We start from the raw sequence: 13735 nt of genomic DNA, 5'->3' as shown, positions 1-13735 counted from the left end.
CAGAAGGTGTCGAAAGTGATCGGTGTCACAGTCCCGCCTTTGACGGTCCATGTGCCCCCTTCTACGTTGCGCTGAGAGCGCTCTCTCCGGGTCTTTCCGACCGGTGCACCTCCTCACCACCGAAGGAGAGCCATGCGTCCCCGCACGAGAGTTCCGCGCACCAGACCCGTCCGGCTCCGCACCCTCCTGCTCACCGCCCTGGCCGCCCTCGCCGTGCTGGCGACGGTCACCGTCCCCGAGGCGACCGGCGCCACGCCGCGCGCCGCCGCGCCCGCCGCCTGGGACACCGACCTCGCGGCCGCCGCGTACGCCGCCGACCCCGGTGCCGTCACCGCCTCCGGCAGCGAGAACGACGGCACCCGGCCCGGCGGCGCCGTCGACGGCAGCGGGACCACCCGCTGGTCCAGCAACGCCGCCGACGACGCCTGGATCCGTATCGACCTGGGCGCCACCTTGCGCATCGACCGCGTCACCCTGGACTGGGAAGCCGCCTACGGCAATAAGTACGTCCTGGAGGTGTCGAAGAACGGCACCGACTGGCAGCCCTTCTACACCGAGGACGCCGGCACCGGAGGCAGCGTCACCGCGAGCACCTACCCCCAGGAGGTCACCGGCCGCTACGTCCGGATGCGCGGCGTCCAGCGCGCCACGCCCTACGGCTACTCCCTCTACGCCTTCGCGGTGTACGGCGGCGCCCCGGCGCCCGCCTCCACCACCCGCGCCAACCTCGCCCTGCACCACCCGGCCTACAGCAACGTCTACCAGCACGCCGGGAACACCCCCGCCTACGTCACCGACGGCGGCTGGCCCGCCGACCTCAAGGCGGACCGGTCGCGCTGGTCCAGCGACTGGAACGCGGACCGCTGGGTCTCCGTCGACCTCGGCGCCCGCTCCACCATCGACACCGTCGACCTCTACTGGGAGGCGGCCTACGCCGTCGACTACGAACTCCAGGTCTCCGACGACAACAGGACCTGGCGGACCGTGTACCGCCCGTCCGCCGCCGAGGCCGCCGCCCGCCGTGCCGATGTGAAGTCGCCCGCCGAGGCCACCGGGCGGCACGACACCGTGCAGCTCCCCTCGCCCGCCACCGGGCGCTACGTCCGCATGCTCGGCAAGGAACGCCGGTCCTTCTACAACCCGGCGCCGGCCACCGCCCAGTTCGGCTATTCGCTCTACGAGTTCCAGGTCTGGGGCACGGGCGGCAGCGCCGACGCGGCTTATCCGGCACTGCCGGGTGACCAGGGCGGGACGTACCGCACCACGTTCTTCGACGACTTCACCGGCGCGGGCCTGGACCGCTCGAAGTGGCGGGTGGTGCGCACCGGCACCGAGATGGGATCCGTCAACGGCGAGTCCCAGGCGTACGTCGACTCCACCGACAACATCCGTACGGCCAACGGCAATCTGGTCCTGACGGCCAAGTACTGCAAGGGCTGCACCAAGGCCGGTGGCGGTACGTACGACTTCACGTCGGGGCGCATCGATACCAATACCAAGTTCGACTTCACCTACGGCAAGGTCAGCGCCCGCATGAAACTGCCGGTCGGCGACGGCTTCTGGCCCGCTTTCTGGATGCTGGGCAGCAACGTCGACGACCCGTCCGTGTCCTGGCCGGCCTCCGGCGAGACCGACATCATGGAGAACATCGGCTACGGCGACTGGACCAGCAGCGCCCTGCACGGCCCCGGCTACTCCGCCGACGGCAACATCGGTGCCCAGCAGCACTACCCGGACGGCGGCCGCGCCGACCAGTGGCACACCTACGCGGTGGAGTGGACCCCGAAGGGCATGAAGTTCTCCGTCGACGACCGGGTGGTGCAGGAGACCACCCGCAACAAGCTGGAGTCCACCCGCGGCCAGTGGGTCTTCGACCACGACCAGTACGTCATCCTGAACCTCGCACTCGGCGGCGCCTACCCGGCCGGCTGGAACAAGGTCACCCAGCCGTACTGGGGCCTGCCGCAGTCCAGCGTCGACCGGATGGCCCAGGGCGGCGTCCAGGCCGAGATCGACTGGGTGCGGGTGGAGCAGAAGGGCCAGCCGGCCCGGCAATCAACGGTTCGGCTCGCCAAGTGAAGACCGTGCGTTGCGGGCGGCCGGCTCCTGCTGGACCGCCCGCACGTCGGCCGGGTGGGTACGGTGCAGCAGCCCGCAGAACGCGCCGTTGACCACCACCCGACGAGTACGGCCTGGCGACTGCGGATTCCGCACGGCCGGGCCCCGCTGACCGGCCCGGCACGCCGACGGCCCGTTCCCGCACCCTCGTGCGGGAACGGGCCGCAGTGTGAGCCCGTGCGGTCGGACTTCGACGGTCAGGACTCGTCGGTCCGGTCGCGGTCCGTCAGGGAGTCCTTGATCCCCTTGCCCTGCTCCTTGGCCTCGTCCACGGCGTCCTTGGCCTTGCCCTTGGTCTGGTCGGTGCGGCCCTCGCCCTTCATCCGGCTGTCGCCGGTGGCCTTGCCGGCCATCTCCTTGGCTTTGCCCTTGAGCTTGTCCATCGCGCCCTTGTCGGCCATGCCGGAACTCCTTCGTCTCGTTCGGCGGGACGGCAACCACGCTGCCCCACCCGTTGCCGGCCCGCACCCCGGGAAGGGCCGGGCCGGTACGGTCACCCGGACCGCTGGACTCCTTCCGACGCCCCTCATCTGGTCCTGTCACCAGGGGCGCGGAGCAGGCAGCATGTCGGGAATCCCGTCCCGACAGGCAAGCCCCGTCCTGCGTCAGGTGGTGACCGCCCGATGTCCGAGGTACCCCGTACTGCCGATTCATGCACGGCAGCCGACCTCGTCCTGCTGAACGGCACGGTCCGCACGATGGACCGGGCCGGTACGACCCGTACCGCGCTCGCCGCCCGCGCAGGACGCGTACTCACCGTGACCGACGACGCGTCGGTGCACGCGCTGATCGGACCGCGCACCCGCGTGCTCGACCTCCAGGGCCGGTGCGCGGTGCCAGGCTTCATCGAGACCCACAACCACCCCACGTTCTTCGGCCTCACACTGGCCGCCGAGGTCGACGCGGGCAGCCCGCCCAACGCCACGATCGCCGACATCGCCGCCCGGGTGGAGCAGGCCGCCGCCGACGCCGAGCCGGGCACCTGGGTACGCGGCTACCGCTACGACGACACCCTGCTCGCCGACGACCGGCACCCCACCCGCGCCGACCTCGACCCGGTCTCCCGCGACCGGCCGGTCTGCCTCCAGCACGTCTCCGGCCACTTCTGCGTACTGAACTCCGCCGGACTGCGGCTGCTCGGCATCGACCGGAACACCCCCGACCCGGTGGGCGGCGCGATCCACCGGGACGCGTCGGGCGAGCCGGACGGGGTGCTCGCGGAGACCGCCGCGTTCGCCGCGTACGCCGCGATGCCCAAGCCGGCGGCCGCCGACCTCGCCGAGGCCATCGGGCTGGCCGGCGACGCCTACCTGGCCGCCGGCGTCACCACCGTCCACGACACCGGGCTGGGACTGGTGGGCGGGCCCGCCGAGCTGGACGCGTACCGGCTGGCGCGCCGCACCGGCCGGCTGCGCAACCGCATCCAGGCCTACCTCGTGCAGGACCTCTTCCCCGGCCTGTCGCGCGGCGAGCTCAGCCCCGTCGAGGCGGGCGTGGCCGGGCTCGGCGACGAACTCTTCCGGATCGCCGGCGTGAAGATGTGGGCCGACGGCTCGCTCCAAGGGCTGACCGGCTGCGTCTCGGAGGGGTACGCCTGCGCCCCGGACAAGAACGGACTGCTGATCTTCCCGCAGGACGACCTCGCCCGGCGGGTGGCCACGCTCCACGAGGCGGGCTGGCAGGTCGCGATCCACGGCAACGGCGACGCCGCGATCCAGGCGGTCCTGGACGCGTACGGCAAGCTCGGGCTCGGCCCGGAGGAGGGCGACCGGCGGCACCGCATCGAACACTGCCAGATGGTCAGCGAGGAGCAGCTGGACCGGATGGCCGGGGCCGGGGTACTCGCCTCCTTCTTCATCAAACACGTCTATTACTGGGGCGACCGGCACCGGGACCGGTTCCTCGGCCCCGAGCGGGCGCGCCGCATCGACCCGCTCGCCTCGGCACGCAAGCACGGCGTCACCTTCGGACTGCACTCGGACACCCCGGTGGTCCCGGTGCCGCCGCTGGAAGGCATCTGGTGCGCGGTGCGCCGGACGACCCGCGACGGCCACGAACTGGGGCCGGAGCAGCGGGTGGACGTGGACACCGCGCTGCGCGGCTACACCAGCCAGGCCGCCCACCTGGCCTTCGAGGAGGACGCGAAGGGCAGCCTGGAGCCGGGCAAGCTCGCCGACATCGCGGTGCTCTCCGCCGACCCGGGCGCGGTGGCGCCGGACACGCTGCGGGACCTCCGGGTGGACGCCACCGTCATCGGCGGCGAGGTCGTGTGGAGCGGCACAGGACCGCCTGCCGCGGGGCGGGCCGGGGGAGGGGACGGCCGATGAAGGACAGCCGGAAGAGTCTCGCCATCGGGCTCGGGCTGCCGGTCGTGGCGATCCTCGTCGTCATGCCGCTGCTCGCGGACACCGGTGTGTACGTCCTCGGGATCCCGCTGCTGTGGCTGTGGCTGTTCGCGTGGTTCCCGCTCACCAGCCTGTGCCTGTGGGCGGCCTGGCGGATCGACGAGCCGCGGTACCGGGAGGACCCGGCGGCCGGGCCGGCGGGAGAGAGGGCCGGGAGATGACGGCGGCGGTCTTCTTCGGCTTCATGGCGCTCTCCGTACTGGTCGCCTTCAGCGCGCGGCGCGGGACGAAGAACATGTCGATCGGGGAGTACCTCGTCGGCGGCCGGTCCTTCCCGCCCTGGCTGCTGTACTTCCTCGCGGTCGGCGAGATCTACAGCATCGGCACCATGATCGGCTTCCCCGCGGGCATCTACGCGGGCGGCGCGAGCTACGGCGTCTGGTTCCTCGGCTACATCCTGCTGGCCTATCCGCTGGGGTATTACATCGCGCCGCTGATCTGGCGGGCCGGGGTGCGGTACGACGCGATGACCGTGCCCGATGTGTTCGGGCGGCACTTCCGCAGCCGGAGCCTGGAGCTGGTCACGGCGGGCGCGCTGCTGGTGGCGCTGGTGCCCTGGGGGCAGTACCAGTTCATCGGCATGCAGGTGGTGCTCGGCGCGCTCGGGCTGCCGATCAGCCCGGTGCAGTCGGTGGTGCTGGCGGGCGTGATCGCCTTCCTCTACCTCGCCGTCTCCGGCGTCCGCTCGCCCGCCTTCGTCGCGATCCTGAAGGACGTGCTGATGGTGCTGGGGATCGTCGTCGCGGGGGTGGTGGCGGTCGTGGCGGGCGGCGGTCCGGCGGAGGTCTTCGGGCCCGGCTCGGTGCCGCGCGCGCAGGTGACGATGAGCGGCTCGCCGATGGTGTTCGCGCTGACCACCATCGTCTTTCAGAGCGTCACCTTTTACCTCGGCTTCTCCGCCGCGTACATCTTCACGGCCAAGTCCGAGCGGGCGATCAAGTCCTCGACCGTCTGGATGCCGGTCTACATGCTGATGTATCCGTTCCTGGTCGCCACCGCCTACTTCGCCTTCGCCGACCGGCCGGACGTCAAGGACCCCAACACCGTCTTCATGGCGATCGTCCAGGACCGGCTCCCGGACTGGCTGGTGGGCGTGGTCGCCGCGGGCGCCGGCCTCTCCGGTGTGCTGGTCCTCGCCGTCACCGCGCTCACCATCGGCGGCATCGTCTCCCGCAACCTCGCGCCGAACATCCGCCCCGAGGCGCAGCGCCGCACCACCACGGCGGTGGTCGCCGTCTTCCTGGTCGCCGCCGCCGTCCTCACGCTCACCGCCTCGACGCTGATGCTGACGGTGCTCAACCTGACGTACTACCTGTTGGGACAGCTCGTACCGGGCTGGCTGGCGCTGATGTTCTGCCGCCGGGTGCAGCCGTGGGCGGTCTCGGCGGGGATGCTCGGCGGGATCGCGGCGTCCATCGTGCTGTACGTGACCGACCCCGGGCTCGGCGGCATCAACGCCGGGCTGGTCGCCGTGGCCATCAATTGCGTACTGATGTTCGGGCTGAGCCGGCTCCGCCCGGGGCCGGTCACCGAGCCCCTGTCGGCCGCTCCCCGGGTGACGGCCGATCAGGACGCGCACGCCCCTGCCCGGTAGCCGCGCGCCCGCGCCGGTGAGCCGGGCGCGCGGCTCCGCGGCGGGAGGGGAGCAGCAGTGTTAAAAATTGGATATGGCGGGACTTCGTCGGATTCGGCAGCAGTCATGGGCGTGGCCGCGCTCCCTGCTGAATCCGCGCAGCCTCGCCGGACAGGTCTTCATCCTCCAGGCCGTGATCGTGGTGCTCGTGGTGGTCGCCGCGGTGACGGCCCTGGCCCTCCAGGCCAAGCGGGACAGCAAGCAGTCGGCCGAGCGGCGGTCGCTGTCCGTGGCCGAGACCTTCGCCTCCTCGCCCGCCGTGGCCCGCGCGATGGACGGCCCCGACCCCACGGCGGTGCTCCAGCCGCAGGCCGAAGCGGTGCGCAAGCGGGCCAAGCTGGACTACCTCGTCGTCTTCGACCTGGACGGCATCCGCATCACGCACCCCGACCGCAAGCTCATCGGCAAGCACGTGGTCGGAGCCTTCGGCGCGGCCATCGACGCCGCCCGCCAGGGCCGCCCCTTCACCGAGATCATCGACGAAGGCCCGCTCGGGCCCGCCGTGGACACCACGGCCCCCGTCAACCGCCCCGACGGCTCCCTCGTCGGCGCGGTCTCGGCCGGCATCACCCTGGAGCGCGCGGAGAGCACCGTGGACCGCCAGACGCCGGTCCTGCTCGGCGCCGCGGGACTCGGCCTGGTGCTCGCCGCCGGCGGCACGGGCCTGGTGACGCGGCGGCTCCGGCGCCAGACGCACGGCCTGGGCCAGGCCGAGATGACCCGGATGTACGAACACCACGACGCGGTCCTGCACGCCGTACGGGAAGGCGTCGTGATCCTCGGCCCGGACGGCCGGATCCAGCTGGTCAACGACGAGGCGCAGCGCCTGCTGGACCTGCCCGACCTCGCCGAGGGCCGGGCCGTCGACGAGGTCGGGCTGCCGGACCGGCTGGAGGAGCTGATGCGGTCCGGACGGTCGGCCACCGACGAGGTGCACCACGTGGGCAACCGTCTGCTGGCCGTCAATGTACGGTCCACCGAACGCGCCGGCGGGCCGCGCGGCAGCGTCGCCACCCTGCGCGACACCACCGAACTCGCCGCGCTGACCGGCCGCGCCGAGGTCGCCAGGGAGCGGCTGAAGCTGCTGTACGAGTCGGGCGTGCGGATCGGTACGACGCTGGACGTGGTGCGTACGGCGGAGGAGCTGGCGGAGGTGGCGGTGCCGCGGTTCGCCGACATCGTCACGGTCGACCTGCTGGAGGCGGTGACGGCGGGCGATGAGCCCTCGGTGCACGCGGGCTGGCGGATGCGGCGGACCGCGGCCAGGGGCGGGCCGGGCGAGCCCGGCATCTACCCCGTCGGCGAGCTGATCCACTTCGTGTCGACCACCCCTCAGGCACGGGCGCTGGAGGAGGGCCGGGCGGCGCTCGTGGCGGACCTGACCCGGACGGTCGAGTGGTCCGACCAGGACCGGGCCCGGGGCGCCGCGTTGCTGGAGGCCGGCGTGCGCTCCCTGGTGACGGTGCCGCTGCGGGCCCGCGGCGTGGTCCTGGGCATGGTCAATTTCTGGCGGACGGAGGACTCCCCGGCGTTCGAGGGGGAGGACCTGTCCTTCGCCGAGGAGGTCAGCGCACGCGCCGCCGTCTGCATCGACAACGCCCGCCGCTACGCCCGCGAGCACGCCATGGCCGTCACCCTCCAGCGCAGCCTGCTTCCCCGCGGCCTCCCGGAACAGGACGCGCTGGACGTGGCCTGGCGGTACCTGCCGGCCCAGGCCGGGGTCGGCGGCGACTGGTTCGACGTCATCCCGCTGCCGGGCGCGCGGGTGGCGCTGGTGGTCGGGGACGTGGTGGGGCACGGGCTGCACGCCGCGGCGACGATGGGCCGGCTGCGGACCGCGGTGCACAACTTCTCCACGCTGGACCTGCCGGTGGACGAACTGCTGGGCCATCTGGACGAGCTGGTCACCCGGATCGACAGCGAGGAGGAGGCCGGTCAGGAGCTGCGCGGCTGGGAGGGCGTCACCGGAGCGACCTGCCTGTACGCGATCTACGACTCGGTCAGCGGGCTGTGCACCATGGCCAGGGCTGGCCACCCGGGCCCCGCGCTGGTGGCCCCCGACGGAACGGTCAGCTACCCGGACGTACCGCCCTCCCTGCCCCTCGGCCTGGGCGGCCACCCCTTCGAGACCACCGAGTTCCCGCTGCCCGAGGGCACGGACCTGGTGCTGTTCACCGACGGGCTGATCGAGGACCGCGGCCGGGACATCGACACCGGCCTCGACATGCTGGGCACGGCGCTGGCGGGCGCCGCGAGCCGCGGCCCGGACGAGATGTGCCGGGCGGCCGTCGAGGCCATGGTGCCCGAGCGCCCGTCCGACGACATCGCGCTGCTCATCGCCCGCACCCGTCTGCTCGATCCGTCCCGGGTGGCGGACTGGGAGGTGGCGCAGGACCCGGCGGAGGTGGGCCGGCTGCGCGCGGAGTGCGGCGCGAGGCTGCGCGAATGGGGGCTGGCCGACATCGGGTTCAGCACCGAGCTCATCCTCAGCGAGCTGATCACCAACGCGATCCGGTACGGCGCGGCGCCGATCCGCCTCCGGCTGCTCCACGACCGCAGCCTGATCTGCGAGGTGGCGGACGGCAGCAGCACCGCGCCGCACCTGCGCCGGGCGACGAGCATGGACGAGGGCGGCCGCGGACTCTTCCTGGTGGCGCACCTGGCGCAGCGCTGGGGCACCCGGTACGTCCCCGGCGGCAAGGTCATCTGGACGGAGCAGCCGCTCAACGGCGCGGGCGTGGCACCGGTCGAGACCCCGGCCGACGTCCTCCTGGACCAGTTCGACGACGGCGGCTTCTGAGACGGCGGCTTCTGAGACGGCGGCTTCTGAGCCGGCGACTGCCGAGGAAGCGGCTGCCGACCGTCCGGCCGCCGCCCGCGCGCTCACAGATGCAGCCGGTCGCCGCCCGCCAGGATCGCGGCGGCCAGCGCCTCGGCCGGGCCGCTCGCGGGCCCGTCCGGGCGGCCGTGCACCAGGACGAAGTCGACGCCGCCGAGGTCCGGCAGGCCGGCGCGGGACCCCACCCGGACCAGCCCCGGCGGGATCATGCCGAGCGAGTGCGCCATCACCCCGAGCCCGGCGCGGGTCGCCGCGATCAGCCCGTTCAGGCTGCCGCTCGTACAGGCGATGCGCCACTCGCGGCCCTGCTCCTCCAGCGCCTGGAGCGCGCGGCCCCGGGTGAGCGCCGGCTGCGGGAACAGCACCAGAGGCACCGGCCGCTGCGGATCCAGCCGCAGCCGCTCGCTGCCGATCCACACCAGCTTGTCCCGCCAGATGAGCCGCCCCCGCGGATCCTCCGGGCGCCGCTTGGCCAGCACCAGGTCCAGCCGTCCCGCCGCCAGCCGCTCGTGCAGCGTCCCCGACAGCTCGACGGTCAGCTCCAGGTCCACCTCCGGATGGTCCCGGCGGAACCCCTCCAGCACCTCCGGCAGCCGGGTCAGCACGAAGTCCTCGGACGCGCCGAACCGCAGCCGGCCGCGCAGCCGCGTCCCGGCGAAGAAGTCCGAGGCCCGTTCGTTGGCCTCCAGGATCGTGCGCGCGAAGCCGAGCATCGCCTCGCCGTCCTCCGTCAGGTCCACCCCATGGGTGTCCCGCGCGAACAGCCGGCGCCCGGACGCCGCCTCCAGCTTCCGCACGTGCTGGCTGACGGTCGACTGCTGCACCCCGAGGCGCTGCGCGGCCTGCGTGAAGCTCAGGGTCTGCGCCACGGCCAGGAAGGTCCGCAGCTGTACGGGATCGAACACGCTCCGAGCGTACCCCCGCCCATCACGTTCCGACATGACAGTGACTACGGTCAGAGGGCTTCCCGATGGCCGTGATCAGGCGCATTCTGGAGAGGGCACCGTCCATGCCCCGGGGCGCGACAGACCGCACGCCCCGGCCCGAGCCGCCGACCGATAGAGAGACCATGCGCCTCCCTCAGCTGAAGATCCCCTCCTGGCTCCCCGTGGACGGATACATCCTCGCGCTCGTCGGCACGGTCGTGCTGGCGGCGCTGCTGCCCGCGAGAGGCGCCCTGGCCACCGGCGCCGAGGGCGCCTCGACCGGCGCCGTCGCCCTGCTCTTCTTCCTGTACGGCGCCCGGCTGTCCACCCGTGAGGCGATGGACGGGCTGCGCCACTGGCGCCTGCATCTCACGGTCCTGGCGTTCACCTTCGCCGTCTTCCCGCTGCTCGGCCTCGCGGCCCGCGGCCTCGTGCCGTACCTGCTGACGCCGCAGCTCTACACCGGGCTGCTCTTCCTGTGCCTGGTGCCCTCCACGATCCAGTCCTCGATCGCCTTCACCTCCATCGCGCGCGGCAACGTCGCGGCGGCGATCTGCGCGGGCTCCTTCTCCAGCCTGGTCGGCATCGTGATCACACCGCTGCTCGCGGCGGCGCTGCTCGGCGGGGACGGCGGCGGCTTCTCCGCCGACTCGCTGCTCTCGATCGTCTTCCAGCTGCTGGTGCCGTTTCTCGCAGGGCAGCTGCTGCGCCGCTGGATCTCCGGTTTCCTGACCCGGCACAAGAAGGTGCTCGGCTACGTCGACCGCGGCTCGATCCTGCTGGTCGTCTACACCGCGTTCAGCACCGGCATGGTCCAGGGCATCTGGAGCAAGGTGTCCTTCTGGCGGCTGGCCGAGCTGGTGGCCGTCGAGGCCGTCCTGCTGGCCGTGATGCTGACGCTCACCACGTACGGCTCACGGAAGCTCGGCTTCCCCCGCGCCGACCGCATCGCGATCACCTTCGCCGGCTCCAAGAAGAGCCTGGCGGCCGGCCTGCCGATGGCCAGCGTCCTCTTCGGCGCCCAGGCCAGCCTCGCGGTCCTGCCCCTGATGCTCTTCCACCAGATGCAGCTGATGGTGTGCGCGGTGATCGCCAAGCGGTACGCCCGCCGAGCGGAGGCCGCGGAGGGGGCGGAGATACCGGGGACCGCGGAGCAGCCGGCGGCCGCAGGGACCGGGGAGGAGGACGGCCGGTCCCGCGCCGTGTCGGCCGACGATGCGGTGGGAGCGCGCCGCTAGGGTGCCTGCATGACGGGCCAACACGTCCTCACCTGGGACGTCACCGCAAGCAAGGGCATCGAGACCGCGTGGGTGGACCTCGGCGAGCGGACACTGTCCGCGCACGGCCGGGCGGTGGGCACCGTACCGGAGGCCTACTGGATCACGTACGAGCTGGAGACCGGCGAGGACTTCGTGACGCGGCGGCTGCGGGTACGCGCCGAGAGCGCGGCCGGCAGCCGCGAGCTGGATCTGCGGCGGGACGACGAGGGCCGGTGGACCGCGGGCGGCGAGCCGCTCGCGGGCCTGGAGGAGGCGCTCGACTGCGACCTCGGTCTCTGCCCGCTCACCAACACCATGCCGCTGCTGCGCCACGGGCTGCACCGCTCGCCCGGCGCGCACGACTTCGTGATGGCGTGGGTGTCGGTGCCGCAGCTGGTGGTCCAGCCGTCCCCGCAGCGGTACGAACACCTCGCCCGTACGGACGAGGGCGCCCTGGTGCGGTACACCTCGGGCACCTTCCAGCGCGACCTGGAGTGCGACGGGGACGGCCTGATCGTCGGCTATCCGGACCTGGCGCAGCGCACCCAGACCCGCTGACCGGCCGTCCCCTCCGCACCTTTCCTCGCACGCGGGCCGCTAGCTCCCGCGCACCCGGTCCAGCGGCAGCCGGAGCACGGCCGGCGCCGCGGCCGGCGTGTTGTGCTCGCGGACCAGCGCCAGTTCACCGTCGCTCAGGGCACGCCCGTAGACGCGTACCTCGTCCAGGGCGCCGGTGAAGTGCGACCGGGCGTCCGGCTTCTGACCGAGGTGTACGCCGAACGTGTCGTTCCGGCTGACCGACCCGGGCACGTCCGCCGCCGAAGCGGTCTTCGTCCCGTCCACCGTGAGCGTCAGCCGGCCGTCCGACCGGCGCAGCGCCAGATGGTGCCAGCGCCCGTCGTTGGCCGCGCCGGCCGCAGTGACCTGCGCCGACTTCGCGGGCCCGGCGCCGGTCAGCGCCGTGAGGTCCGCCGTCAGCCGGTCCTTGGCGGGGTCGGCGCGCAGCGCCACCTGCGGCGCCCTGCTGCCCACACCGCCCATCCACAGCAGCGGCTGCTCACCGCTCTTCGCCTCGTACCGGAACCAGAGACTGCACGTGAAGTCGCGGTCGCCCAGCGGCAGTGACGAGCGGAACGGCAACCGCACGGCGTCGTCCTTGCCGTCGAACGCCAGCGCCTTCCCGAAGCGTCCGTCGGTGGCCCGGGCGCCGCCCAGGACCGCCGCCGGACGGGCTCCGGACCCGCGGTCCGGAGTCGTCGGGTCCGGGCCGCGGCGCGGCCCGAGCCAGTCCTCGGTGAACCGCGCGAAGCGGATCTCGTCCCGCGCGTCCACGGCGCCGCCCTCGTAGAGCAGCCCGACCTCGCCCGGCGCGATGTTCGCCAGGTCCGAGTAGCCGGACCAGTCGGTGGTGATCCGCGCGCCCCGGTCCGCACCCTCCCATGTGCGGCCGTCGTCGTAGGAGGAACGGATGGTCATGGTGCGGCGCCGGTCGGGGTCGGCGGGCGCGGCGAACAGCAGCCGCCCCTGACCGCCGGGCGACCGCGGCTGCAGCCGCACCATCGAGCCCTGCACCATCGGGGAGTACAGGTCGGGAATGGCCTCGAACGGCCGGGCGAAGGACTTGCCGCCGTCCCGGCTGATGGCCGCCGTACGGTGGCCGAGGTCCGTGCCGTCCTGCTCCCGCCCGTTGACGTAGACGGTGCCGTCCGTGCGCTCCACGAGCGTCATCTCGGACGGCTTCTGACGGAACGTCCCGTCCTGTGCGGTGCGCCAGGTGTCGAGCGCGCCGGTGCGCCAGTTCCGGCCGCCGTCGTCGCTGTACATGAGCGCTGCGTGGTTGGCCGTTATGCGGCCGCCCCCGTAGCTCTCGGCGTTGACGGTGTAGACGAGGCGCCCGGCGTGCCGGCCGCGGGTCAGCTGGATGCCGTGCACGGGACCGGTCGCGTACCAGGAGTTCCACGACGGCGGCCGGAGCGCCGGCGTCATGTCCTTCGGCTTCGACCAGGTGCGTCCGTCGTCTTCGCTGATCTGCATGTGCGGTCTGCGGTCGCAGGGCACGTCGCAGTTGGCCGCGTCGTTACGGCCCTTGTTGTAGGTCTCGGCGAGGACGACGCGCCCGGTGCGGTGGTCCACGACCGGTGCCGGGTTGCCGTGCGTGTCGCCGCCGCCCTCATTGACGACCTGGAGCGGGCTCCAGGTGCGGCCGCCGTCGGTGGACCGTTTCATCACCAGGTCTATGTCGCCGGCGTCCCCGCAGTTGTTCACCCGGCCCTCGGCGAAGGCGAGGAGCGTGCCGCGCGGGGTCGTCACGATCGCGGGGATACGGAAGCAGGCGTAGCCCTTCTCCTGGGAGGCCTTGAACAGCACCTGCTGGCTGAGGCCGCCGGGGGCGGCCTCAGCGGGGGGTTGGGCGGTGGCGGGGATCGGGGGGAGGAAGGCGAGCGTCGCCGTGGCCAGCGTGGCCCACCAGCGGCGTCGCCCGGGTCTCGGGCCGGGACTGTTGTGTGCGCTCGGATCTGACGTCATGGTCCGACCTGCCCTTCGAGAGATCGGCG

General features: G+C 72.7%; 10 protein-coding genes. 7 read left to right on the top strand and 3 right to left on the bottom strand.

Annotated elements, in window-relative coordinates:
- The first annotated feature begins 132 nt into the window (after positions 1 to 132).
- Positions 133 to 2079 carry a discoidin domain-containing protein gene (locus ACIGQF_RS23000; protein ID WP_399713181.1) on the top strand — a complete coding sequence of 649 codons (1947 nt, stop codon included), beginning with the start codon at positions 133 to 135 and terminating at the stop codon, positions 2077 to 2079.
- 236 nt (positions 2080 to 2315) lie between these two features.
- On the opposite strand, the gene ACIGQF_RS22995 is transcribed toward ACIGQF_RS23000, so the two are convergent.
- On the bottom strand, positions 2316 to 2519 hold the full coding sequence (locus ACIGQF_RS22995) for a CsbD family protein (RefSeq protein ID WP_361566121.1): 204 nt from the start codon (positions 2517 to 2519) through the stop codon (positions 2316 to 2318).
- Positions 2520 to 2741: 222 nt separating this feature from the next.
- On the opposite strand from ACIGQF_RS22995, the gene ACIGQF_RS22990 reads away from it, so the two are divergent.
- From ACIGQF_RS22990 to ACIGQF_RS22975, 4 genes are all read left to right on the top strand, one after another.
- Positions 2742 to 4445, top strand: coding sequence for an amidohydrolase (locus tag ACIGQF_RS22990; RefSeq protein WP_399713177.1), 1704 nt, complete (start codon positions 2742 to 2744; stop codon positions 4443 to 4445).
- A complete protein-coding gene (locus tag ACIGQF_RS22985) occupies positions 4442 to 4684 on the top strand; it encodes a DUF3311 domain-containing protein (protein WP_399713174.1) in 243 nt (80 codons plus the stop codon). Before ACIGQF_RS22990 ends, ACIGQF_RS22985 begins: the two co-directional genes overlap by 4 nt.
- A complete protein-coding gene (locus ACIGQF_RS22980) occupies positions 4681 to 6117 on the top strand; it encodes a sodium:solute symporter (protein WP_399713171.1) in 1437 nt (478 codons plus the stop codon). The genes ACIGQF_RS22985 and ACIGQF_RS22980 overlap by 4 nt, the downstream gene beginning before the upstream one ends.
- Before the next feature lie 73 nt (positions 6118 to 6190).
- Positions 6191 to 8956 carry a SpoIIE family protein phosphatase gene (locus ACIGQF_RS22975; protein ID WP_399713168.1) on the top strand — a complete coding sequence of 922 codons (2766 nt, stop codon included), beginning with the start codon at positions 6191 to 6193 and terminating at the stop codon, positions 8954 to 8956.
- A gap of 83 nt (positions 8957 to 9039) precedes the next feature.
- Here ACIGQF_RS22975 and ACIGQF_RS22970 read toward each other — a convergent pair whose 3' ends face one another.
- Positions 9040 to 9900, bottom strand: a complete 861-nt coding sequence (locus ACIGQF_RS22970; protein WP_399713164.1) for a LysR substrate-binding domain-containing protein — start codon at positions 9898 to 9900, stop codon at positions 9040 to 9042.
- Positions 9901 to 10064: 164 nt separating this feature from the next.
- On the opposite strand from ACIGQF_RS22970, the gene ACIGQF_RS22965 reads away from it, so the two are divergent.
- Both ACIGQF_RS22965 and ACIGQF_RS22960 read left to right on the top strand, forming a co-directional pair.
- Positions 10065 to 11159, top strand: coding sequence for a bile acid:sodium symporter family protein (locus ACIGQF_RS22965; RefSeq protein WP_399713161.1), 1095 nt, complete (start codon positions 10065 to 10067; stop codon positions 11157 to 11159).
- 9 nt (positions 11160 to 11168) lie between these two features.
- Positions 11169 to 11738 (top strand): putative glycolipid-binding domain-containing protein, encoded by a 570-nt coding sequence (locus ACIGQF_RS22960; RefSeq protein WP_399713158.1) that lies wholly within the window; start codon positions 11169 to 11171, stop codon positions 11736 to 11738.
- A gap of 39 nt (positions 11739 to 11777) precedes the next feature.
- On the opposite strand, the gene ACIGQF_RS22955 is transcribed toward ACIGQF_RS22960, so the two are convergent.
- The gene (locus ACIGQF_RS22955; RefSeq protein ID WP_399713156.1) at positions 11778 to 13706 is read right to left on the bottom strand and encodes an exo-alpha-sialidase; all 1929 of its coding nucleotides are present in this window, start codon (positions 13704 to 13706) and stop codon (positions 11778 to 11780) included.
- Positions 13707 to 13735 lie beyond the last annotated feature (29 nt).

It is taken from the genome of Streptomyces sp. NPDC053560 (assembly GCF_044544605.1).
Classification (GTDB): Bacteria; Actinomycetota; Actinomycetes; order Streptomycetales; family Streptomycetaceae; genus Streptomyces.
The sequence above is the reverse complement of the archived record's forward strand: the minus strand, read 5'-3'. Positions and strand labels throughout refer to the sequence as shown.